The following is a 23,601-nucleotide window of genomic DNA, read 5'->3' on the forward strand; positions in this document are numbered from 1 at the left end:
GTCTTTTCGATCCGAAGGTCGAAATGACTACAAGGTTTGTTCGACTTGCTCAAAAGTAATGCTAGCGAGAATTTTCATTCTCTATTTAACACTCACTCGTTGTTCAGTTTTCAAAGGGCAATTGATTTTCACTCGCCGTTTTTCGACTTCAAATTTCTTGTTCCGTCGAAAGCGACCTTTATAATATAACACACTCTTCTAGGTTTATGCAAGCTTTTTTTAAATTAATTTTTAGCTTGCTGTGTTTCGACCCAGTATTTTCTTCCGCCGTCTTGGCCGGAAATAGAATATATCATGACTACTCTATAAAAGCAACAACTATTTTTAGATTCTTATTTTCCTCGTTTATCTTGCTTCTATATATAAGTAATACAAAAAGAGGCCCGTAGGCCTCTCTCTATACACCTACTATTAAAGGGCCGTTGCCCCAGCTTGCTCAAGACTATCCTGAAAGCTTTGGTGAATAGGCCCATTCGTTGCAAGGACATGACGGACATCCAAGCCGTACGGATTGCCGGCCGTATCTGTGACCTTGCCTCCCGATTCCTGCACAAGCAGTGCTCCTGCAGCGATATCCCAGGCATTCAATCCGATCTCCCAGAAGCCACTTAACCTTCCCGCCGCTACATAGGCTAGATGCAGGGCCGCCGAACCGGCCATACGAATATTCCGGACTTGAGGGCTTAGCGCCTGTATTCCCTTCATATTTTCAACCAATGCGAATTCGCGGTCAGCTGGAAAGCCTGTAGCGATCAAGCTGTCAGACAGCTTTTCCTCTGCGGATACCTGCATCCTTTTCCCGTGGAGATAAGCTCCCTTCCCCTTCTCTGCCACGAACAGTTCGTCATGAACCGGATTGTAGACAACGCCGACGATGATTTCTCCTTGGTAAGCCAGTGCAATGGATACCGAGAAGAACGGAAAGCCGTGCACAAAGTTGGTCGTACCGTCCAGAGGATCGACAATCCATAAGTATTCCTCGTCACGAACCTGTGACAAAGCTGCAGATGCGGCTTTCGGACCTGGTGCCACACCTTCCTCACCCAGAATAGCATGAGTAGGGAAATGGGTATGAATCAGCTTCCGGATCATCTTCTCGGCACCTTTATCCACCTCGGTCACCAGATCATGAGAAGAAAACTTCGTATGTAAGGAGTTAAAATCGCCAAGTTTGCTCTGAATCCATTGGCCCGTTTTGGAAGCCGTGTTGATGGCTACGGCCGTAAAGCTCTTGCTGCCGATAATAGCGTCATTGTTAGACATTCATTATCATTCCCTTATATCATTCTCAATGATTATACGCTTTAGATCGCGTGATGTTTCACTTCGCTCCCCAAAAACAATAAAAAAAGAAAAACCAGCCCCCGTCCTTCGGACAGATGACTGGCATGCTTCATACTACTCGGTGCTTATACGCCGACAATATGATAGCCGTTATCGACGTAAATCACTTCGCCGGTAATTCCGCGGGACAGATGGCTCATGAGGAATAGGGCGGTATCTCCAACCTCAGCGACCTCCGTCGTACGGCGCAGCGGAGCCTTCTCTTCCACGGTACGCAGGATCGAATTGAAATCCTTGATTCCCTTGGCAGCAAGCGTACGGATAGGCCCCGCAGAAATCGCATTAACACGGATATTGAATTGGCCCAGGTCATTAGCCAAATAACGAACGCTCGCTTCCAGAGCCGCCTTGGCAATCCCCATGACATTGTAATTCTTCATTGCACGCTCGGCACCCAGGTAAGTCATCGTCATGATGCTGCCACCCTCAGTCATGAGCGGGTGCAGGCGCTGCGCCACAGCCACCAGCGAGTAAGCGCTGATGTCATGCGCCAAAGCAAATCCGTCGCGTGATGTATCGACAAACAGTCCTTCCAGCTCTTCGGTCTTCGCGAAAGCAATGCTGTGCACAATACCGTGCAGCACGCCAAATTGCTCGCGAAGCGAGTCAGCCAGACGCTCGATATCCTCATCGACCGTCACATTGCAAGGAAGAATCGAGGAATTCGGGATGGTGTCAGCAAGCTTACGTACACGTTCCTCAACCCGCTCGTTCTCATAAGTAAATACAAGTCGTGCACCCTGGGCAGCTAACGACTGGGCAATAGCCCAAGCAATACTCCGGTCATTGGCTACGCCCATAACGACGATATTTTTTCCAGCTACCAAACTCATTGTCCGCGTTCCCCTCTCCTGGCAAAAAATAGAGCTCGTACATGTTCTTCCTAATCAAGGTACTTGATTTCGAACAAGATTTCAAGAGCCCTTTTTTGTCGGATAGCGCGCCGGTTTAGTTCAATTCGAAAGCCGCCTGTGTCCGGATCGTAACATCCGGCTCGTCGCGGGCGGCGATCATCAGACGCATCAATGCATCGTCTTTCATCTTAGCCTCGAGCATGATATCCAATCTGGGGGTTGTTGCAGCAATCTCCCGCAGGAATGAGAATAGGATCGGAGGGTCGATGTAATCGGCGTGACCCCGCGGGTCATTCTCGGTTTTGGGACTGGATACATGAATCTTGGGCGGGAGCGATGCCGGTTCACTCTCTCGATCCGGGGCTTGCTGCTCCAGCTGACCTTCCCATGTTCGCTGAATTCGAGGCCAGAGCTCCACGGCAGAAAGACCGCTCGGATTCACCTGGTCATGATGGATATCGAGCACCATCGGGACACCTATTCGCTCCGCAATTTCCAGGGTCTCCAGCGCATTGAATGTCTTATCGTCATTCTCCAGCGTGAGCCGTTCCCGGATGCGGACAGGAAGCGCCTCTGCATGGCGGATGAACCGCTCCCGGGCTGTGTCCTTGTTGCCATAGGTTCCGCCAACATGAATGTTGCACTTGGCCGATGCATCCAGCCCCATCGCCTCCAGCATGCGGACATAGCGCTCCAGGTCGGCCACCGAATGGCTCAGCACGTCCTGCCGCATGGTGCTGAGCACGGTAAAATGATCCGGATGAAAGCTTAGCCTCATCCGATGCTGCTTGGCATAGCTGCCGATATCCGCGAACGCATCCGCCAGTCTGTCGATGGGATCCCAATCTCCCAGCGCTTCGTGGCCGAGCAAGGGGATTAGTTTGGACGAGCAACGGTACAGCTCGATATCATGGGCCCGGTTATGCCTCAGCAGCCGAAGAGTATTGGCCAGATTCTCATGGGAGAGCCGTTCCAGCTTGCGCAGGGCAGCCTCCCGGTCATCCAGCTTGGAGAAGCTCGAATAAGTCATGGTCTTGGAGGGTGAAGCGTTCTTGACGAGAACCGACATGGCCACATAACCCAGCCGAACTAGCATGCATCCTTCACACTCCTCATCTCAGCGTGATCTTTCCCCTAGTTTGCCCAACCCTGCAAAAGTATGCCCTTCATGAAATGAACGCAAAAAAACACCCCGATCGCCGCTGCGGTTCGGGATGTTCGAAATGATGTGTGATCTATAATCAGGAACGTTCAGAGTCGCCGAAAAACATCTCATGCGCCAGTGCCGTCTGTACACGCGATTCCTCATCGCTTAGCTTGCGGACCAGATCCATCTCGACCTGGGTCACCTCTTCGCCCTGAAAGTTAATCTCTGCAATCGAAGCGATAATTTTGACAATTGCGATGGCCTGATTATCAAGGGAATAAGCGATAACCTTCTGGCCGGTCGGGAACACCCGGAACCCGCTCTTGACCATTTTGCCGCGGCCGTACTCCAGCAGTTCGTACAGCTCCTGCTCCGATTTAAACTTGCATACGGAATTAAACTCGGTTTGAAAACCCATAAGCCCGCTCCCTTCGCCTGTTCTTCTTAAGACTAGCATACCGGAAGCCGGAAGCCAAAAGCAAGCGGGATGCGGACGCAAGGCCCTATTCCACGTCAAACGTATACTGAAGCCGCTGCTTCTCCCCATGACGCTTAACGGCAAGCTGGATCAGGTCATCCAGCAGCTCGCGGTAAGGCTTGCCGCTCTCCTGCCATAACAGCGGATACATGCTGAACGGCGTAAAGCCCGGCATCGTATTGATCTCGTTAATAAAGACGGCGCCGTCTTCCTTGCGCACGAAGAAATCGACGCGAGACAACCCGGAGCCATCGATCGCCAGAAAGGCACGAACAGCCAGCTCACGAATACGCTCTGACGTTTCTTGAGAGATCTCAGCCGGAATAATCATGGAGGACTTCCCGTCGACATACTTGGCCTTATAATCATAGAATTCACTGGAGGAGACAATCTCTCCCACCACAGAAGCTTGGGGATCGTCGTTGCCCAATACCGCAACCTCCAGCTCACGCGCGTTAACGAATTCCTCCACGATGACCTTACGGTCAAAACGGAAAGCTTCATTAACTGCTCCGATCAGCTCCTCACGGTTGCTCGCCTTGCTGACTCCAACACTTGAGCCGAGGTTCGCAGGCTTGATAAAGCATGGATAACCGATGGAAACCTCAATCTCCATAAGGAAGAACGCATTGTCCTTCTCCCACTGATTTCTCGTAAAATGACGGAATACGCATTGGGGCAATCCATCCTGAGCGAAAACCCGCTTCATCATCACTTTGTCCATTCCGACAGATGATGCAAGAACCCCGGCACCGACATAGGCGACATTGGCCATTTCCAGCAGGCCTTGAATAGTACCATCCTCGCCGAAGGTTCCGTGAAGCAACGGGAAAATAACATCAAGCGAAGCAGCCGCCTCACCTGGCGTCTGAGTGAGAGACGAGTTGCCTATGGAGTTCCATATGGGCTGGAGCGTCGAACCGTTCAGCGCGTTCTCAACAGAAGCCTCGAACTTCAAAGACTGCACAGTCTCAGCCGGACCTGTAAGCGCTGCTCCCGAACGCCACTGCCCTTCCTTCGTTATGTAAAAAGGGGTTACCTCATACTTCTCAAAATCAAATGCCTTCATAACCGCCAGAGCGGTCTGCAGGGAAACCTCATGCTCGCCGGATTTACCCCCGTAAATCAAGCCTACGCGAATTTTATTGCTCATATGAACCTCCGGATCGTATCAATGATAAGAAATGATGTCGGTTGCCGCTAAATAAGTGCATGGCTATCTGAAGAAAAGCGAACGATAGGAAGGTGCCATCTTGAGACAGCCTTCTAAAACCGTTCGTCGATCTTGATAAACCGGTATCGGGTTTTGTCCGTCCAAGCGTAAGAATCCGTATAGCTCCAATACCGGTGCTTGCTGCTCACCGTATGGGCATTGACCAAAGGCATGCCATCCGGGTCCTTGGCCGTAACGATCGTGGAATGCTCGAACCTGCCATTGCCATTCCAATCGTAGCTGATTGTATCGCCGAGATCGAGTTCCTGCGGCGAGGAAACTTCCCGTCCCTGGAGGCCGAGACGGCTCGTCGTCAGGTAAAACGGCAGGCTATTGGCTACCGCCCAGCTATAGCTCCATAGCTCCTGGGTGCCGGAGCGGCCCTTATACCACCAGCCCGAATCCCTTTTACCAGTATAGTTCATAGGCGCTCTGCCTGCAAAGAGGCATTGAGACACATAATTGGTACAATCCACCTCGAAGGTCAGGTAGTTGGGATTGCCTTTGTCCCACCATTGATCCGCGTAGTCTGCTGCAGCGCGGCGGTTGTAGGTGCCCCGAGGAGCATTCTGCCATTCATGAACCACCTCACGATTGAGGAAGGGAACGGAAGGAGCACGCATCTCTCCTTCGATTAGCGCCTGGTCCTCCACTTCCACCCAGCCCCCGGGCATAGGAGGCTTAACCCGAGGTGTCTGTTCCGTTTGAAGCAGCTTAACGCCGATAATGGACCAGCCGTCCAGCCCTTCGTGAAGAGTGACCCGTTCACGCTCGATGCGCAGCTCTTCCTGCTCGATCTCCCGGATCCGGGCGAAGGCTTTGCGCTTCAGCGTCACATCGACGATCGTCTTGCCGGGCTGTTCGTCTACCCGATCGATGATAAGTCGGGTTTCGTTTTTCACGGGAATAAGCTTCCGTTCCCGATCCGTATCAGAACGGCGGGCCTGCAGCAAAGCCTGCCGGTGAAGGAATCCGCCGTCTTGCACGAAAGGCAGCAGCGGCTCGACGGAATAATCGATATCAATCAGGTTGCGATGGTGGATATAGTCGTACAGGGTTAACTTCCAAGCCATGGTTGCCAATCCCCTTTCGTCAGCTAGCTGTGCTTCGCCAAGCAGCGGCAGGGTGCGGGCTGCTTATCCGCTTAACAGACGGAGCATTCATTCCCATACGTATGCGCCAGACCCGGCAAAAATGATACAAATCAGCCTTTACGAAGAGGGCCCGAAGCATGTATACTAAGGGTAAGGCCATTTTGTGAAATCGAGTTTCATCCTATGAAACCAGAACTCGCGAAGCTCAAAACCGATTCAAGGAGGAAAGCTACCATGTCCAACAAAGACCAGTTTTCGGTCCGCCAGCAGCTCGTCGTAGGCAATCAATCCTACAACTACTACAGCTTGCCGGCATTTGAACAACAGGGCGAAGGCAAGATCAACAACCTGCCTTTCTCCATTAAAGTACTTCTGGAAGCAGCTGTCCGCCAATTCGACGGCAAAGCCATCACTTCCGAGCATGTGAAGCAAATTGCTAACTGGGCTGTCGAGCGTGACGCCAACAAAGAAATTCCTTTCATCCCAGCACGTATCGTGCTCCAGGACTTCACAGGCGTGCCTGTCGTCGTCGACCTGGCAGCCATGAGAGATACAATGAAACAAGCCGGCGGAGATCCGAAGCGCATCAACCCGCTCGTACCGGTCGACCTTGTTATCGACCACTCCGTCATGGTCGACGCGTTCGGTTCGAAGGATGCGTTGGAATTCAACGAAAAAATCGAGTTTGAGCGCAATGAAGAGCGCTACCGCTTCCTTCGCTGGGCACAAACGGCGTTTGACAACTTCCGTGCGGTACCGCCGGATACCGGTATCGTTCACCAGGTTAACCTGGAGTACCTTGCTTCCGTAGCGGCTACTAAGACCGTTGACGGTGAAACGTTCGTCTATCCGGACTCCCTCGTAGGTACGGACTCCCACACCACGATGATCAACGGTCTCGGTATCGTAGGCTGGGGCGTCGGCGGTATCGAGGCGGAAGCCGGGATGCTCGGACAACCGCTGTACTTCGTTACCCCTGAGGTTATCGGCTTCAAGCTGACAGGTACGCTGAACGAAGGCGCTACGGCAACTGATCTGGCTCTGACTGTCACCCAAATGCTCCGTAAAAAAGGCGTTGTCGGCAAATTCGTTGAATTCTACGGCTCCGGTCTTTCCAACATCAGCCTGGCTGACCGTGCAACGGTAGCAAACATGGCTCCGGAATACGGCGCGACGATCGGCTTCTTCCCAGTCGACAGCGAAACCTTGAACTACCTGCGCGGCACAGGCCGCAGCGAAGATCAGATCGCTCTGGTCGAAGCCTACTACACTGCACAAGGCATGTTCCGTACGGATGCTACGCCGGACCCTGTGTTCAGCGACGTCATCGAGCTTGACCTGGCTTCCGTCGTACCGAGCTTGGCAGGTCCTAAGCGTCCGCAAGACCGTGTAGAGCTTACTAATATGAAGGAATCGTTCAACAGCATCATTCGTACGCCGATCGACAAAGGCGGTTATGGGCTGTCTGACGAGAAAATCGAGCAATTCGTCGATGTTCCTCATAAGAACGGCGATATCAGCAAAATGGGCACAGGCGCAGTCGTCATCGCGGCGATCACATCCTGTACCAATACGTCGAACCCAAGCGTTATGATCGGCGCCGGTCTCGTAGCGAAGAAAGCAGTCGCGCTGGGTCTCCGCAAGCCGGGCTACGTGAAGAGCAGCTTGACGCCAGGCTCCCTGGTCGTTACCGAATACCTGACCAAAGCTGGCCTGATCGAGCCGCTTGAAGCCCTGGGCTTCCACGTAGCCGGCTACGGCTGCGCGACGTGCATCGGTAACTCCGGTCCGCTTCCGGATGAAGTGAGCCAAGCGATCGCTGAGAACGACATGACCGTTGCTGCCGTACTGTCCGGTAACCGGAACTTCGAAGGCCGCGTTCATGCTCAAGTCAAAGCTAACTACCTGGCTTCGCCGCCGCTTGTCGTCGCTTATGCGCTCGCAGGTACGGTGAATATCGATCTGGCTAACGATCCAATCGGCTATGATCAGAAGAACGAGCCTGTGTACCTGAAGGACATCTGGCCGACTTCCCAAGAAATCCAAGACGCGATGGGCGTGGCGATGAGCCCTGACCTGTATCGCGCTAAATATGCGGACGTGTTCCGTTCCAACCCGCGCTTCAATGCGATCGAAGTACCGGAAGGCGACCTGTATGCGTGGGACGAGAAGTCTACGTATATCGCGAACCCGCCGTTCTTCTCCAACCTGTCGCCGGAGCTGAACGATATCGCCGATATCCGCGGCGCGAAAACACTTGCGCTGATGGGCGACTCCGTCACTACGGACCATATCTCGCCAGCAGGTAACATCAAGCCAGACAGCCCTGGCGGTAAGTTCCTGATCGAGCATGGCGTGAAGAAGGAAGACTTCAACTCGTACGGCTCCCGCCGTGGTAATCACGACGTGATGATGCGCGGTACGTTCGCGAACATCCGGATCCGTAACCAGGTTGCTCCAGGCACTGAGGGCGGCGTAACCACCTACCTGCCTACAGGCGAAGTCATGTCGATCTATGATGCTTCCATGAAGTATCAGGAGCAAGGCACGAACCTCGTCGTCATCGCAGGCAAAGAGTACGGCACCGGCTCCTCCCGTGACTGGGCGGCTAAAGGTACGTTCCTGCTGGGCGTCAAAGCTGTCATCGCGGAAAGCTTCGAGCGGATTCACCGTTCCAACCTGGTCGGTATGGGCGTATTGCCGCTGCAATTCGCCGAAGGCCAAAGCTGGAGCTCACTCGGCGTCACCGGACGCGAGACATTCGACATCACAGGCCTGTCCAATGATGTTCAGCCTGGGCAAAAGGTAACTGTCACCGCTACCCGCGAAGACGGCTCGACCTTCAAATTCGACACGATCGTCCGTCTGGACAGCTTCGTGGATGTAGACTACTACCGCAACGGTGGTATTCTGCAGACGGTATTGCGCCAGATTATGGCTTAAGATTATGAATACAAAAAGACAGTGGAGCAGCAGCTCCACTGTCTTTTTTGTATGAATTTCGGAATTAGCTAGGCCGTCCTAACCCCGTTTACTTCAGCATCTTGCCCATCCGGCGGGCTGCCTCCAGCAGCGCCGGCGCATGCTCCTTCATCATCTCCACCGTCAACCGGTTGGAGGGGCCGGATAAAGCCAGCGCGGCAACAAGCCGGTGGCTGCGGTCGAAGATCGGAGCGGATACGGCGGCCGCTCCCGGCTCTCGCTCCTCTACGCTCGTGGCATAGCCGAGCTCGTGAACTTCACGGAGCTGCTGCTGATAAGCCTCATTGCGAGACGATGCCGGCCAGGTGGCGTGCGACAGCAGCGCCTCCTGCTCAGCATGCTCGGCGAACGCGACGAGCACCTTGCTCGACGCGCCGACATACAGCGGCAGGCGTGCCCCGATCGGAGCTACCCGGCGGATCGCCTGGTTGCTCTGCACGGCCTGCACGCGGACGCGCTCCATGCCGTCCCGTACATAGAGGCTGACGGTCTCGCCGAGCACGTCGCGCAGCCGCTCCATCTCCGGCAGCAGCAGCAACGCCGGGTCGTCGGTATGCGTCAGGTTCGCAGACAGCTCCCAGACGCTGAAGCCGAGGCGGTAGCGCTCTGACGCAGGGTCGCGTATGACGAAGCCCTTTCCTTCCAGCGAAGCCAGCAGCCGATGCACCGTGCTCTTATGCAATTCTACACGGCTCGCGATTTCTGTCAGACTTAAGTCTTCTGCCTGAGTAAAGCAAAGCAATATATCCAGGGCTCGTTCCACGGCACGAACGGTTAATTTACCATCTTCCATCCATTTTCCACTCCCCGAAAATCGGTTTCACCAGTTGAAATCTATTATACCCGATATTTCGCCGATTTCCTATATCCGGTCTTTCCCATTCAAGGATCTGCTTCTGTTACGCTCAGATTACAGATTGTTTACATTTTTCGCGGCTCATTGACGATTCGTCCCTATGGATTTACTATAAAATCAATAAGAACTTTCAGACAATTGGCTCTTCTTGTCGGGCAATGCCTGTCTTCCATGCCTAGCAACGTTCAGCCTTCTATCGTCCGTCGCCCACAGACATCTCAGTGAATTGGAGGGCTCGCTATGGAAACCAATCCTTATACACCGACAACGACTCCAGCGCCGCTCCATCCCGGCTCTGTTGAAATCGCTTCCCGACGCGTCTCGTTTCTCCGCCGCCGCAAAGGCTGGCTGATCGGCATCCTGTCCGTACTGCTACTGCTGTTCAGTCTTGCGATCGCCTTCCACGCCTACGTGGCCTGGACGCTGGGACGGCCTCATATCGATCCGCTCCGTTCCAATCCGGCCGCCGCCTTCGGCGCAGCCTATGAGGATATTACGTTCCCGAGTCTCAACGGTTCGTCTGAGCTGTCGGGCTGGTACATCCCGTCGGTATCCGCTATCGACGGCGCCGAAGCCAAGCGTCAGACCGTTGTCTTCTCCCATGGCTATGGAGGCAACCGCGAGGAAATCTGGGTGCCGCTCTACGACCTGGCCAAAGCCGCCCACAAGCAGGGCTATAATGTCATTATGTTCGATTACGGGTATGTGCAGCCCAAGTGGAATGTGACGGGCGGACTGCGCGAATCGCAGGAGCTCCTCGGAGCCGTCAAGTATGCCAAGGACCGGGGCGCAGAACGCGTTTACGTCTGGGGCTTCTCCATGGGAGCCGGAACCGCCTTGCAGGCAGCACTCCAGTCCAAGGACATCGACGGCATGATCCTGGATAGCACCTTCATCCTGGAGCCCAGCACGCTTTATCACAATATGAAGCAGGTCGCCAATGTGCCGAAGTTCTCCCAGTCGCTAGTGCATATGTTTTTCCCGCTGATTAATGGTGTCAGCTTCAACGAGATTCCGTACCAGACGATTAAACAAACGGCCTATTCCATGCCGATCTTCTTCATTCACGGCAAACAGGATGTTCGCGCGCCCTACGAGATGGTCCAGGATATTTATGCCCATCAGCAGAAAAATTCCGGCTCAGCCCTCTGGATGCTTGAGAATGACGGCCATGAGCTGATCTACCGGGCACATAAGAAAGCCTACCTGCAGATGACAACGGGCTTCCTCCGTACGCTGTCTACTTCTGCCGGTGAACCGATTAAATACGGCAAGTCCCGTTAGAGTATCCCGCATATCACACAAGCCTCTCCGCATAGACTGTTCTTGGAGCTTTTATCCCGGCCGGCCGGCACGTGACGGTACAACCGTACCTGACCGTCAGCGGGATAAAGTCAAGAACTCGGGGAGGTTTTTTTATTATGCTTGTCGTTTACGGAGCACTCTTGCCCTTGCGGATTTTGGAGGAGATCCGGTTCTGGAAGATGCAGGAGAGAGAGCACACAGTCGTCATCCGAGAGCTTGTGCCTAGACTGGAGCCCCAGTATGTCAAGCTGCTTGAACAATGGGAAGGCGTCTTTGCCCAGACGGAGGCCGAGGCGATCCGCTGGATCGAGGCGCTTGTCCGCAATCCCTCGTCCCCATCGCCTGAGCTAAACGCACATATCCATCAACTGCTCGTCACCTCTACGGTGCAATCCCAGACATTTATTCAGCACTTGTTCCAGATCCTGCATCATAGTGCGCCGGTTAAGGTGAGCCCCGTTGTACAGACCGTCATCCTGCACATTATCCGCGAGTCGGAATATTTCCTAGGTGTACTCCAGGCTGTCCAAGAACAAGGCACAGCCGGGGTCCCAGCTGCCGCGCCGCCCGGCCAAGGACGTCCGCTTACCGCTGGCTACGAACCCGTGAGTGAACAAGAGCAGGAAGAAGAAGCCCGGGTACATATCCATCTGTCACCTCATGAAGAAGGAAGCCGGCCTACCGCTACGCTTGAGGGCACCTGGACGAATCAGTCTGCTCCCAAGGGGGGCGGGTCTGGGCAACAACCGGCCGCTGCCCAGACAGAAAGCGTCCAGCATCACTCTCCCCAGCCAAACCCGGCCTCAGCAGGAGGTCACAAGGCAGTCCCGATCGGCGAGCATCGCCTGCCTCCGCTGCCCTACGCATACGATGCCCTGGAGCCCTATATTGATGCCGAGACGATGCGTATCCATCACGACAAGCACCACAAGAGCTATGTCGACGGTCTGAATAAGGCCGAGAAGAAGCTGCAGGAGGCGCGCAAGTCCGGCGACTTTGACCTCGTCAAGCATTGGGAGAGGGAACTCGCCTTCAATGGAGCAGGGCATTACCTGCACACGATCTTCTGGAATGTGATGAAGCCCGGAGGAGGTGGCAAAGCCACAGGTCCGATCGCAGAGGAGATCCGCCACTCCTTCGGCAGCTTCGAGGCGTTCCAGAAGCAGTTCAGCTCGGCCGCCGACAAGGTAGAGGGCGGAGGCTGGGCGATCCTCGTCTGGAGCCCGCGCAGCCGCCGTCTGGAAATTTTGCAAGCTGAGAAGCATCAGAATCTGTCCCAGTGGGACGTTATTCCACTGCTCCCGCTGGATGTGTGGGAGCATGCCTATTACCTCAAGCATCAGAACGAACGGCCTAAGTATATTGAGGACTGGTGGCATACGGTGAACTGGGATCATGTGAACGAACGGTTCGCCGCCGCCCGTACCATCGCCTGGCCTCCTTTCTGATCGCCAGAGGGTGGTTCTCCAGGCTACACAGCTACAGAAAAAGGCTGCTCCCCCTGATGCGGATTACCGCAGCTATGGGGAAGCAGCCTTTCTATGATTCTAACCTCTACGTTCTATCCAGTTATTCCTTAACCAGCGCCAGAAATTCGGAGCGCGAAGCGGCGTCCGTGCGGAACAGACCGCGGACAGCCGACGTGACCGTCTTGCTGCCTGGCTTCTTCACGCCGCGAGAGCACATGCACAGATGCTCGCCCTCTACGACGACCATGCAGCCATGCGGCTCCAGCACTTCCATCAGGATATCGGCGATCTCCGATGTAATGCGTTCCTGCACCTGCAGCCTGCGTGTGACCGCTTCGACCAGACGGGCGAACTTACTGAGGCCCGCGATTTTCCCGCTAGGAATGTACCCGATATGCACCTTGCCGAAGAACGGCGCCATATGATGCTCGCACTGGCTGTAGTAGACAATATCCTTGACAATGACGAGCTCCTCGTGCTTCTCGTCGAACGCGACGCCGAGAATCTCATGCATATCGGCCTCGTAGCCCGCGAATATTTCTTCATACATACGCGTCACCCGAGCCGGCGTATCGAGAAGACCCTCACGGTCGACATCCTCGCCGATCAAGCGCAAAATTTCACGGACATGATGTTCGATTAGTTCTCTGTTCTCGCCTACACGGTTGTTTCTATATTCCTTGGCCGGCATGACTCTCTCCTCTTTCTCCATACGCCGTCTACGGGTCTGACAAGCAGGCCCGTGCAATGCCGCTAGCCGGATTGGGTTCCGGGGCTAGGGACGAAACTTTTTATTGTTTTTCATCATCGTCTGCATCTTCTGCATCTTCTGCATCTGTTTCTTGTCGAGGTTATACCCCATCTGCTTAGCCATCTGCTGGATCATAGCCGGATCATTCTGCATTTTCTCCAGCTGCTTGCGCAAATAAGCAACCCCAATGAAAAAACCTGCTACACCGCCCGCAATCAGAGCCAGCACAGCCGTCAACGCGTACCACATGAATCGTCCCACCCCAAAATTAGTCGGTTATCATTCCCTCATCATAACATGTCCCTCGACAGGTGACAAACGGTGTTCGCCGTCCTCTGCCTACATCAGCACACTTTCGATAAACACGGTGGTATGCTTGGCGAGGTCCACTTCCTTCACGTCCAGATCATCGCCGCTGCTCTTCACAATCCGGACGACCGGCCTGCCGGGCAGCCCCCGGTGCTGGCCTACGACAACCCCCGTCTCTCTCGTCGTCAGACGGACCGATGTTCCCGTCGGGTAGACCGACACTGTCCTAAGGAACTGGACGACCGCCTCGTGGTCCAGCTTCTTACCGGCCATGGCCGTAATTCGTTCGCATGCCTCATGCGGCAGCATCCGCTTTCCTTCCGACAGGTCGAACAGCAGTTTATCGTACGTATTGGCCACCGCTACGATCTTGGCATACAAGTGAATCTCTTCGCCGGACAGCTGACGGGGCCAGCCTTGGCCATCCAGCGTCTCATGATGCTGAAAAGCGACATGCGCGATCAGCAGGCTGAGCTCCCGCTTGTGCTTCAGCACATCGAAGCCTCTCCATGTATGATGACGCTTGGGGTCGTCGGACATATCGTCGGTGATATGCTCCAGCTTGCCTACATCATGCAGCAGCGCCCCGATCGCGAGCTCCCGGAGCTGAGCCGGTGCCAGTCCCATGTTGATACCGATCAGCGTCGAGATGATGCATACATTCATCGCATGCACATACATATCGTTATCCTCGGTTCGGATATCGGAGAGCTGGACGAGCACCTCCCGATTGGACATCACATCTTCCAGAATGGTGTCGATGCTCTGATGGAGCTGCTTGGAATTGAATTCCTTGCCAGAACGGATGGAATCGAACGTGTCATTCATCTGCTTCATGACGACTCGCTTCGTCTCCTCCGATAGAACCTCAGGAATCTCCACGTCCTCAAACTGCTTGTCCTGTATATAAATCATCGTAACACCGATCCGCTTCAGTGTCGTGATCATGAACACCGTCAACTGGACGCCCTCGGAAAGCAGCACGGATCCATTCGCGGAAAATATCGTTCGACCTAGATACTGTCCTGATTCCACATTCTCGATATGCACATATCTCATTGGCCGATCCCCCCGGACGAATACCCTTCATGTTGCAGCAAAAATGTTTTAATCCCCAGTCCCCCACCGTAACCCACCATAGCGCCGGCAGCGCCGATCACACGGTGGCAAGGTACAATAATCGGGACCGGATTGCGGTTATTCGCTCCGCCTACCGCACGGACAGCCTTGGGAGAGCCGATCTGGGACGCAATATCCTTATATGCGCACGCCTGCGCGTAGGGAACGGTCCGCAATGCTTCCCAAACCTGGACTTGAAAGGGAGTTCCTCTCAGCTCCAGCTTCACGGAGAATTGCTGGAGGCTCCCGCCAAAGTAAGCGTCCAGTTCTGCGCTCGCCTCGCTTAGCGCCGCTGGAGCATACTGCCAGCTCCGGGTGCCGAACCATCGGTCAGACCATAGCTCCAGCTTATCCCGGGAGGCTTCGAAGCCTCCGAATCCCACCCGGCACAAGGCTCCACTGAAGGAAGCAAGTGTTAGAACTCCTATCGGAGAATCTACTTCCGTATAGGTTATCGTATTCGTCGTCATGTCGCCGTGTCATACCCTTCCAGCCTCCAGCGTACCGGCTGCCTTGTTAATTTCGCGGAGCACCGCCTCGTCCTTCTCCCGCTCCGAAGCCTGTCTCAGGGCTTCCAGCGCTTCCCCCGTGCCGATGCGTCCCAGTGACCAAGCCGCCGTACCGCGAATTTCGGGACGCACATCTGCCAGCAGAAGCTGTGCAAGCTCCGGTACGCTGCTCGCATCGCGGAAGTTGCCAAGCGCCAGCACCGCATTGCGCTGTATCGGCTTGCGGCCCCGCCAGGCGGCCGAGCTGGAGCCGAACCGCTCGCCAAACTCGCGGTTGGACATGAACAGCAGCGACTTCAACAACGGCTTGACGACCTCCGGATCAGGCTGAAGCTCCGGATGGTGCCCCGCGTGAATCCCCTTGTTCTTAGGGCACACAATCTGGCAGGTGTCACAGCCATACAGCCGGTTGCCAATCTTGCGTTTCATTTCGTCATCCTCGATCATTCCCTTGGTCTGGGTGACGAACGAGACGCATTGCTTGGCATTCAATTGACCCGGCCCTACCAGTGCACCAGTCGGGCAGGCATCGATACAGATCGTACAATCCCCGCAGCTCTCGATAACTGGCTCGTCAGGCGGAAAGGGAAGGTTGGTAATAAGCTCCCCAAGATACACCCACGAGCCCCACTCCGGGGTAATGATCGCGCAGTTTTTCCCGCTCCAGCCTATGCCTGCGCGCTCCGCCACGGCCCGGTCGACCAAGGCGCCTGTATCGACCATGTTCACCATACGAGCCCCAGGCACTCTGGCCTGCAGCCAAGCCTCGATCCGCTCCAGCCGGTTGCGGAGCACCTGGTGGTAATCCTGCCCCCAGGCGGATCTAGACAGCATCCCGCGATAGGCGCCCGGCTCCGAGCGGGGAGGGTTCTGGAGCTTCGACGGATAGGCCACCGCAATCGCAATCAGCGAACGCGGCGCTTCCAGCGACAAGGCGGGATCTACCCGCTTCTCAATGTCCTTCTCCTCGAACCCGGATTCGTACCCCTTCTCACGATGCTTCAATAATATGGTTTTCAGCTCAGAGAACGGCTCGGCGCTCGCAAAGCCGATCTTATCGACGCCAAGCTCCGGTGCGACCTGGCGCAGCTGTTCCCGCAGCGCATACCAGTCCATCCCTTCCCATAGTTCTCGCGTCATCTACAAACTCCTCCATTGCCGGAAAGGCCATACCACCCACTCCGCACGTCCCACCACCAGCGTGACCGGAACAGTGCCGAAGCTGCGGCTGTCGTTGCTGGCGTACCGCCTGCGGTTGTCGCCCATCACGAATACATAGCCCTCATCTACCGTCAGCGGTTCAAACCGGCCGTCCTGAATGGTCGAATCGGTATAAGGCTCAGCCGCTTCCTGTCCATTTACGAACAGCTTGCCCTTCCTGACATGGACTTCATCCCCCGCAACAGCTACAATTCGCTTCACCAGAAACGGCGATTCCGTCTCGGTTCCTTCAGGACTTCGCAGCACCACGACATCACCGCGGCCCGGAGGCTTCAGGAAGTGAATTGTTTTGTTGATGAATAACCATTCGCCATCATGAAGCGTGGGCAGCATGGACGCTCCCCTAACCGCGGAGACATGGAACAAAAACTGGTGGACCAGCGTGACGACGATCAGTGCGATGAGCAAGGCTTTCACCCATGCCCAGATCTCGCGGCCTACTCCTCTATCTTCGGCATGATCTGGCCGTGCTTCCGTCATCACTGCTCACCCTTCCGAATCCCGATCCAACCAAGCCTGGTAGTAACGCATCACCTGATCGTCTTCAAACGGCGATTGACCGGAACGTACAAGCGTCAGCAGACGCTCGAGTCCTTGCTTGGCCTTCGTATCGACAATCTCAGGATAATGGTACATCTGCTTGTGACGCTCGTATTCTTCCTGATCGACGACATAGACTTCGCCGGAAGGCAGACGGATCACGTCAAGATCATAATCGATGTAAGTCACGACCCGTCCGCTGACATAAGGGGGGGAAGCGACATTACAGTAGTAGCGAACTCCCTGTTCTTCCATTAAAGCGACGATATTGAACCATTCGCCCGGTATAAAAAAAGATACACCCGGAACCCGGCTGACCCATTCCTTGCCATCGGCCTCGACAATCTTCGTCTGGCTGTTAATGAACACATACATGGCATCTTTGTGGGATTCGTGAAGCAGCCGATCGGGTACCAGCCAGTTCTCCAGCCACATCCGATGGAGATGGCCGTCGTGCTTAAAGCTTTTTATCGTATAAGTCTCGAAGGTCTCCATGAGGTTCAAACCCTTCTGCTCAGTCAGGCCATGCGATAAGTGCAGCGCATATCCGGTTCCAAGCGGTTGCTCCATCTCTTGCTACTAGCATAAACGTATGCAAGAACGGTTTCAAGAGCAGCACGCCGACTCCTTAACAAAAAAAGCATAGCAAGCGGCCCCTGCGCCCCTCGCTATGCTTACTTTTCTGTGCCAGCTTATGGCTGGCTCCATGCGGCTTCGTCTATCCGTTCACGATGCTCAGACGGTGAGACGCTCTGGAAAAATCTTGGGCCTGGTAGCCGGCTTTCTCGTAGACCGGGAGCACCAATTCATTATGGACATCGACCGTGACCATAATACGCTGAACCTTGCGCCCGACAAAACGTCCGCGGAGTGCTTCGATCAAGGCCTGTCCGATTCCCCGGCGCTGGTAGCTGTGATCGACCGCAATGCGGTAATAATAGGCTTGCTGCTTATCGATCGTACCGACGATTACGCCGACGATCTCCCCATCTTCTTCCGCGACCATGATCAGTTCGCTGTCCCAGGATAACTGGCGGGCGAACGCGGCCATAGTCTCATCATAACAGGCATCCGACAACACATTCTTAAACAACTCGGTGACGGCTACAGAATCCGACAATTGAAAAGAACGAACTTGATAAGAAGTTACCAGCATGCTGCACTCTCCCCAACCACTCTATATGGTATTTATAAAATACGACAAATCCTGCTATAATTCCTGCTAAACATTTTAAAAAAATATCAATTTCTGAAGATTTTTTTAAGTTTTCTGTGAAAACGCTTATAATGAAGCGTTTTCACGAACGTTTGTTACAATGATTTCGTTTTCATACGCAAATCAACAAATATAGCCCTCCATTCTATGGTATGGAAGACTCGGATTCTTGAGGAGCGGTTGGCCGCAAACCCCTGGGTGTAGTCAGACGCCTGAGTGCAGCTAAGCATGGGAATTAAACTTATACCCGTAACCTCTCACATTCTGGATCAGCAGTGGCTCTGACGGGTGAACCTCAATCTTCTTCCGCAGGCTGCTGATATGAACAACCACCGTGCGGGTGTCGGAGTAGCTTTCGGTCCCCCAAACCTGACGGTACAGCTCCTCCGCCGTAAAAATCTGATCCGGGTGCTGGGCCATAAACAACAGAATCTGCATTTCCTTGGTCGATACGTTCACCAGTACGCCCCTCAAGCGGACCGTATAATTGGAGATATCGATTTCCAGACCTCCGAATGTCAGCTTCCGGTAGTCACTGAGCTTGGGAGGCGGCGGCGAGCGGTGAAAGACCGGGGCTCTGCGCAGATTGGCTTCGACCCGTGCGATCAGCACCTTGGGGTCGAAGGGCTTGGTCATATAATCATCCGCCCCCAGGCCGAGACCGCGGATAATATCCTCGTTCTCCGTATTGCAGCTTATAAAGATAATCGGCACGTTGGACACCCGTCTGATGCTCTCACACAGCTCCAGTCCGTTCATACCCGGCAACCCGATATCCAGCAGCACAAGATCAGGAGACATTTGTACAAATTGATGCAGCCCGTCCCTGCCATCTCTCGATGTTTGTACCCGATAACCGTGCGAATCCAGATAGAGCTGGATCAGCGCGCTGATCTCCTTGTCATCCTCAACAAGCAATATCCGTTGCTCTTGCACATCAATCCAACTCCTCGGGTAAAATTTCAACCGGCAGTGTCAAGCGGAACGTCGAGCCTCTCCCAGGACGGCTCTCCGCTTCTACGCTTCCTCCATGAATCTGGATAATTTCCTTCACGATCGCAAGGCCGAGACCTGAGCCTTCGCCGCTGAGCTCGCCGCTCCCCTTCACGAAGCGGTCAAATACATGGTCCAGCACGGACGGGTCGATCCCCGCTCCTGTATCGCTGAGCGCTATCGTCAGCATGCCTTCCAGCGGATGATCCGGCTTGACCCCGACGGTCCCACGGATACTGATCCTACCGCCGGGCGGGGTGAACTTTAGGGCGTTGAAAATGATATTGCCGATGACCTGCTGAATCCGGAACGGATCGACAGATACCAGCGGAGTTCCTCCGAGCTCTGCCGGATCGGGAGGAACCAGATCGAAGCGAAGCTGGCGATTCTCGACATCCAATCTATATTTACCAATATAATCATGGAACAAATCATCGACGGTCACATAGGTAAAGTGGAAGGTTGACTTCCCGGCCTCCAGCTTGGACAGATCGAACAGGTCCTGGACCAGACGGCTGACCAGCACCACTTTATCATAAATCATCTGCAGGTATGACCGGTCGCCTGGACGTATGAAGCCGTCCAGCATCGCCTTCAGATAGCCTTGCACGGAAGTCATCGGCGTCCCCAGCTCATGCGAAATATTGGCCAGCAGCCGCTGCCTCGACGATTCCGCCTGCTTCAGGTGCCTGTTCACTTCCTCGAGCTGGTCGCGGTTCCGTTCCAGCTCCTTCGTCCGGTCTCGAATCCGGTCCTCCAGCGTTGCGTTGAGCACCAGCAGTTCGTCCGAAAGCTTCTCTACTTTATAATAAGCCTTGGAAAATTTCAGCGCAACGATCAGAGTCTGAACAATCATAAACTGCATAACCCCGTACGGAACGAAGTCCGCCGTCTCGACGACACCGCTGTAGTAGAGCATGTCGTTCAGCGCTGCGGCAAAGATCACAAGCGACGACAGCCCATTCAGCAGCGCCCCTTCCCTGCGCCGACAGATCGCCAGGATGAATATACAGGTAACATATACAAATATACCGATCATGTAGAACTGGAACGTGTGCAGCGAATAGGTAAAGATACGGGCCGGGAACAGCAGCACGACCAGCGACAAGGCGAATCCCGCAGCGGATAAGAGGTAAGCTGCCCGACGCGGCATCTCAGCAGGATACAACAGCCGGATGAACAATACGAAGATCGGAATCCCCCAATAAGGTGCCAGATATTCGACCTTGACCGCAAGCTCCCATGGAATATCCGGAAAAAACCTGACCAGCAGCGTATCCCCCAGCAGCAGGGAGCGCAAGGCGAGCAGGGTGCAAAATACGCCGATCAATAGACTGAGACGGTCGAGCTTGCGCAGCATGAAGAGCGCCAGATGATAGCCCCCGAGTGTCAGCAGGGCGATCGAGATGACGAGCTGCTTCACGATATTCGTCTCGCGCAGTTGGGTCACAGCGGGCGCATCCCCCATGTACAGCTCCGTCCACAGCCCGCCCTTGCGCTGCACGAAGTTGGATACCTGCAAGACCACCTCATTCATGCCTGGCTGCGCCTGAAAATAGTAAACCCGGGCATAGTTCTTGGGCTGCATCTCTCCCCTGGAGGTGCCGACCTTCCCGATCTCTGCCTGCAGCCCGCCGTTAATCCACAGTTTATATGAAGAAGCGGCCGCAGGAATGTACAGCGCCTTAACATCCCGGTCCCCTTCGGGATCAAAGCTGACCAGCAGCCGGTACGTACCGTACCCCTGCGATCCCGGAGCCGACTCGTCGCCAGGCCGCCCCCAGTCATGAGGAAGCGACACGACATAAGCAGGGCCGAGCTCCGACGGATCTGCCGCCTTCTTGAAGTCCTCAGGCTCCAGCAGCCGGTCCCTGACGAATGTCCAGGGTCCCCGAAGCTCCGTGACCGAATCTGGAGCTGCAGGGATGTTCATCCCCGCAGCCGGACTCGTATTACCTGCCGCTACCATGTGGGAGGGCAGTATTAAGCTGCCAAGCTGCAGCAGAAGAATAAACATAAGAAGCATGAGGGGAGAAAATGGTGCGTTACATCGCATGCCTAGGGCCTTCCTTATACGAAATTGGACATACCATCCGGTCATCCTGATAGATAGCAAGCGTTCAGTCTTCATTATACCTGCAAACCTTCAGCGATGGCGACTGCAAGGCGCTTCTTTTTTCCATCTCCTTAGCAACTATCATCCGCTGTTTGCGTATGTATGGTGTAACTTACGAGCGCCTGCGAATGGAGTGATCAAGTGAATACAGAGAAGAAGCATCCGTCTGGAAGCAGCACCAGGCTGCTGACTTTGTTCGTGGCGGCAAGCCTGACCACTGCAGCCGGTTGTTCCAGTCAGCCCCAAGTGCCGAGTAATGGCTGGACAAGCCCTGCCCCGGCACAGCCAGGCTCCCATACAGCTCCTCCGTCAGCGAATACAATCCCAGAAGCGTCGAATCTCGGAACAGCCGTTTCCTCCGCTTCTGATATCCCTGACGATTATTGCCGTGACGAAGACAGAGACGGCGACTGTGATGATGGCAGCGGCTCTATTAACCGTTCGAACGGTGGATTCTATTATCTGGGGTCATCGAGATATTACCCGCGATCCGGTGTTCAGCATGCCCCGTCGTCTTCTATCGTTTCGGGAACAAGCGTCAAGCCCGGCTCAACGAGCCCCAGCAGTACGACGACGCCTCCTAGCCCAACGGCCAATAAGCCGACAACCAGTACGCGGAGCGGAACCTTCACGACATCGGATAGCACATCCGGGAGTGCAGGCTCAGCGGGAAACAGCTTGAACTCCAAGAATTCTCCCGCCTCAGGAGGGACGGCAGGCTCAAGCGCGACGGCAGGAAGCAGTGCCGCCAAGCCGTCTTCCGGCAGCAGCTCGTCCACGTCCGCGAGCAGCGGCGCCTCTTCATCCGCCAGCTCTTCGTCCAAAGCAGGAAGCAGCTCGGTCAGCGGCAAATCTTCCAGCTCTTCGAGCTCTTCCAGCGGCATATCGTCCGGCGCCTCAAGCCATGGCGGAATCGGCAGCTCTTCTTCGTCCAGCGGAGGCTGATGGAACAAGTAAGCCTCCCGTCCTGACCGTAGTGAAGCCGGGCTTTTCCGTTGCATAAAAACGGATTAACGTGGCAACGATAACCCGGTATTCCTACACCACAAGGAAAGGAGGCTATTCCATGAGTCCCGCAAACGGGCAGACGACGGCAGCTATTCGCCCCATGCTAGAGCTGAGCGAACTGAAGGCTAGCCAGTGGAGTCTGGACGAGCTTCGCTCCCACTATCGCACGATGAGCGACTTGTCCCCCTGGCTGAATGCGCAGGGAACGGCAATATTAGGGCAAGTGATTCAAGAGATCGAGGAACGTGGTAATTAGTAGCAAGCGCTCTCGAATTGCAGGTCATGAATACTTAACATACATAAATGTTGATTTTATATCATAAATCAGCGATAATAAACATGAAACTTTCAAATTCTAGGAGGTAGATTTCAAGATGGCACATCAATTACCAGCACTTCCTTACGCTAACAACGCACTTGAGCCTCACATCGACGAAACGACGATGCTGATTCACCACGATCGTCACCACAACGCTTACGTTACGAACTTGAACGCTGCGCTGGAAGGCCATGCCGATCTGCAATCCAAAAGCCTTGAAGAGTTGATCTCCGACCTGAACAGCGTACCTGAAGCAATCCGTACAGCCGTTCGGAACAACGGCGGCGGACACGCGAACCACTCCCTCTTCTGGGAAACAATCGGACCAAACGGCGGCGGCGCACCAACCGGCAAGCTGGCTGATGCGATCGAAGCTGAGCTGGGCGGCCTTGATAAATTCAAAGAAGATTTTGCTAAAGCAGGCGCAACTCGTTTCGGTTCCGGCTGGGCTTTCCTGGCTGTATCCAAAGAAGGCAAGCTCAAAGTATACAGCCTGCCTAACCAAGACAGCCCGATCTTTGAAGGCGAAACACCAATCCTCGGTCTGGATGTTTGGGAGCATGCTTACTACCTGAAATACCAAAACAAACGCCCTGATTACATCGCTGCTTTCTGGAACGTTGTAAACTGGGAAGAAGTCGGCAAGCGTTACGAAGCTGCTGTTAAGTAATCTATCTTACAAGGCTTTGAAAAAAGACATGAACCGCAATTGCGGTCATGTCTTTTTTGTCTTGTTTATCCAAAGAGACAGGCCTGCA

General features: G+C 54.5%; 24 protein-coding genes. 5 read left to right on the plus strand and 19 right to left on the minus strand.

Annotated features, from left to right (window positions below; translation table 11 throughout):
• Window positions 1-411: 411 nt before the first annotated feature.
• The 6 genes from WMW72_RS24720 to WMW72_RS24745 form a co-directional block, all read right to left on the minus strand.
• Window positions 412-1,263 carry an inositol monophosphatase family protein gene (locus tag WMW72_RS24720; RefSeq protein WP_341418249.1) on the minus strand — a complete coding sequence of 284 codons (852 nt, stop codon included), beginning with the start codon at window positions 1,261-1,263 and terminating at the stop codon, window positions 412-414.
• Between the two features lie 146 nt (window positions 1,264-1,409).
• Window positions 1,410-2,177, minus strand: a complete 768-nt coding sequence (gene fabI, locus WMW72_RS24725) for an enoyl-ACP reductase FabI (protein ID WP_341418250.1) — start codon at window positions 2,175-2,177, stop codon at window positions 1,410-1,412.
• Window positions 2,178-2,292: 115 nt separating this feature from the next.
• Window positions 2,293-3,294, minus strand: coding sequence for a UV DNA damage repair endonuclease UvsE (gene uvsE, locus WMW72_RS24730; RefSeq protein WP_341418251.1), 1,002 nt, complete (start codon window positions 3,292-3,294; stop codon window positions 2,293-2,295).
• 145 nt (window positions 3,295-3,439) lie between these two features.
• Window positions 3,440-3,763 carry a hypothetical protein gene (locus WMW72_RS24735; RefSeq protein WP_341418252.1) on the minus strand — a complete coding sequence of 108 codons (324 nt, stop codon included), beginning with the start codon at window positions 3,761-3,763 and terminating at the stop codon, window positions 3,440-3,442.
• An 85-nt stretch (window positions 3,764-3,848) separates the two neighbouring features.
• Window positions 3,849-4,976: a D-alanine--D-alanine ligase gene (locus WMW72_RS24740; protein WP_341418253.1), complete on the minus strand. Its 1,128-nt coding sequence runs from the start codon at window positions 4,974-4,976 to the stop codon at window positions 3,849-3,851.
• Between the two features lie 113 nt (window positions 4,977-5,089).
• On the minus strand, window positions 5,090-6,109 hold the full coding sequence (locus WMW72_RS24745) for an amidase domain-containing protein (protein ID WP_341418254.1): 1,020 nt from the start codon (window positions 6,107-6,109) through the stop codon (window positions 5,090-5,092).
• 255 nt (window positions 6,110-6,364) lie between these two features.
• On the opposite strand from WMW72_RS24745, the gene acnA reads away from it, so the two are divergent.
• A complete protein-coding gene (acnA, locus tag WMW72_RS24750; protein ID WP_341418255.1) occupies window positions 6,365-9,073 on the plus strand; it encodes an aconitate hydratase AcnA in 2,709 nt (902 codons plus the stop codon).
• 88 nt (window positions 9,074-9,161) lie between these two features.
• Here acnA and WMW72_RS24755 read toward each other — a convergent pair whose 3' ends face one another.
• Complete coding sequence (locus WMW72_RS24755) at window positions 9,162-9,905, minus strand: IclR family transcriptional regulator (RefSeq protein ID WP_341418256.1); 744 nt, start codon at window positions 9,903-9,905, stop codon at window positions 9,162-9,164.
• A gap of 303 nt (window positions 9,906-10,208) precedes the next feature.
• Between WMW72_RS24755 and WMW72_RS24760 the strand changes: the two genes are divergently transcribed.
• Entirely contained in the window at window positions 10,209-11,252 is a 1,044-nt protein-coding gene (locus WMW72_RS24760; protein ID WP_341418257.1) for an alpha/beta hydrolase, read from the plus strand.
• Between the two features lie 137 nt (window positions 11,253-11,389).
• Window positions 11,390-12,721: a Fe-Mn family superoxide dismutase gene (locus tag WMW72_RS24765; RefSeq protein WP_341418258.1), complete on the plus strand. Its 1,332-nt coding sequence runs from the start codon at window positions 11,390-11,392 to the stop codon at window positions 12,719-12,721.
• 121 nt (window positions 12,722-12,842) lie between these two features.
• Here the strand turns inward: WMW72_RS24765 and folE are convergent, their stop codons facing one another.
• The 12 genes from folE to WMW72_RS24825 all read right to left on the minus strand — a co-directional run bounded on the left by folE (window position 12,843) and on the right by WMW72_RS24825 (window position 22,469).
• Window positions 12,843-13,433, minus strand: coding sequence for a GTP cyclohydrolase I FolE (gene folE, locus WMW72_RS24770; protein WP_341418379.1), 591 nt, complete (start codon window positions 13,431-13,433; stop codon window positions 12,843-12,845).
• A gap of 84 nt (window positions 13,434-13,517) precedes the next feature.
• A complete protein-coding gene (locus WMW72_RS24775; RefSeq protein WP_341418259.1) occupies window positions 13,518-13,742 on the minus strand; it encodes a YneF family protein in 225 nt (74 codons plus the stop codon).
• Between the two features lie 90 nt (window positions 13,743-13,832).
• A complete protein-coding gene (locus WMW72_RS24780; RefSeq protein ID WP_341418260.1) occupies window positions 13,833-14,861 on the minus strand; it encodes an HD-GYP domain-containing protein in 1,029 nt (342 codons plus the stop codon).
• The gene (locus WMW72_RS24785; RefSeq protein WP_341418261.1) at window positions 14,858-15,391 is read right to left on the minus strand and encodes a methylated-DNA--[protein]-cysteine S-methyltransferase; all 534 of its coding nucleotides are present in this window, start codon (window positions 15,389-15,391) and stop codon (window positions 14,858-14,860) included. The genes WMW72_RS24780 and WMW72_RS24785 overlap by 4 nt, the downstream gene beginning before the upstream one ends.
• A gap of 9 nt (window positions 15,392-15,400) precedes the next feature.
• The gene (gene queG / locus WMW72_RS24790) at window positions 15,401-16,570 is read right to left on the minus strand and encodes a tRNA epoxyqueuosine(34) reductase QueG (protein WP_341418262.1); all 1,170 of its coding nucleotides are present in this window, start codon (window positions 16,568-16,570) and stop codon (window positions 15,401-15,403) included.
• Window positions 16,571-17,131: a signal peptidase I gene (lepB, locus tag WMW72_RS24795; RefSeq protein ID WP_341418263.1), complete on the minus strand. Its 561-nt coding sequence runs from the start codon at window positions 17,129-17,131 to the stop codon at window positions 16,571-16,573. It abuts the gene before it with no gap.
• Between the two features lie 6 nt (window positions 17,132-17,137).
• Window positions 17,138-17,686: a DUF402 domain-containing protein gene (locus WMW72_RS24800; protein ID WP_341418380.1), complete on the minus strand. Its 549-nt coding sequence runs from the start codon at window positions 17,684-17,686 to the stop codon at window positions 17,138-17,140.
• Between the two features lie 223 nt (window positions 17,687-17,909).
• The gene (locus WMW72_RS24805) at window positions 17,910-18,347 is read right to left on the minus strand and encodes a GNAT family N-acetyltransferase (RefSeq protein WP_341418264.1); all 438 of its coding nucleotides are present in this window, start codon (window positions 18,345-18,347) and stop codon (window positions 17,910-17,912) included.
• A gap of 282 nt (window positions 18,348-18,629) precedes the next feature.
• Window positions 18,630-19,343, minus strand: a complete 714-nt coding sequence (locus WMW72_RS24810; protein ID WP_341418265.1) for a response regulator — start codon at window positions 19,341-19,343, stop codon at window positions 18,630-18,632.
• A 1-nt stretch (window position 19,344) separates the two neighbouring features.
• Window positions 19,345-21,426, minus strand: coding sequence for an ATP-binding protein (locus WMW72_RS24815; protein ID WP_341418266.1), 2,082 nt, complete (start codon window positions 21,424-21,426; stop codon window positions 19,345-19,347).
• A 202-nt stretch (window positions 21,427-21,628) separates the two neighbouring features.
• Window positions 21,629-21,838 (minus strand): hypothetical protein, encoded by a 210-nt coding sequence (locus tag WMW72_RS24820; protein ID WP_341418267.1) that lies wholly within the window; start codon window positions 21,836-21,838, stop codon window positions 21,629-21,631.
• A gap of 175 nt (window positions 21,839-22,013) precedes the next feature.
• Entirely contained in the window at window positions 22,014-22,469 is a 456-nt protein-coding gene (locus WMW72_RS24825; RefSeq protein ID WP_341418268.1) for a hypothetical protein, read from the minus strand.
• Window positions 22,470-22,582: 113 nt separating this feature from the next.
• Between WMW72_RS24825 and WMW72_RS24830 the strand changes: the two genes are divergently transcribed.
• Window positions 22,583-22,780 (plus strand): hypothetical protein, encoded by a 198-nt coding sequence (locus WMW72_RS24830; RefSeq protein ID WP_341418269.1) that lies wholly within the window; start codon window positions 22,583-22,585, stop codon window positions 22,778-22,780.
• Between the two features lie 118 nt (window positions 22,781-22,898).
• A complete protein-coding gene (locus WMW72_RS24835) occupies window positions 22,899-23,513 on the plus strand; it encodes a superoxide dismutase (protein ID WP_341418270.1) in 615 nt (204 codons plus the stop codon).
• Window positions 23,514-23,601: the final 88 nt, after the last annotated feature.

Origin of the sequence: Paenibacillus filicis (assembly GCF_038070315.1) — a bacterium.
Lineage (GTDB): Bacteria > Bacillota > Bacilli > Paenibacillales > NBRC-103111 > Paenibacillus_G > Paenibacillus_G filicis.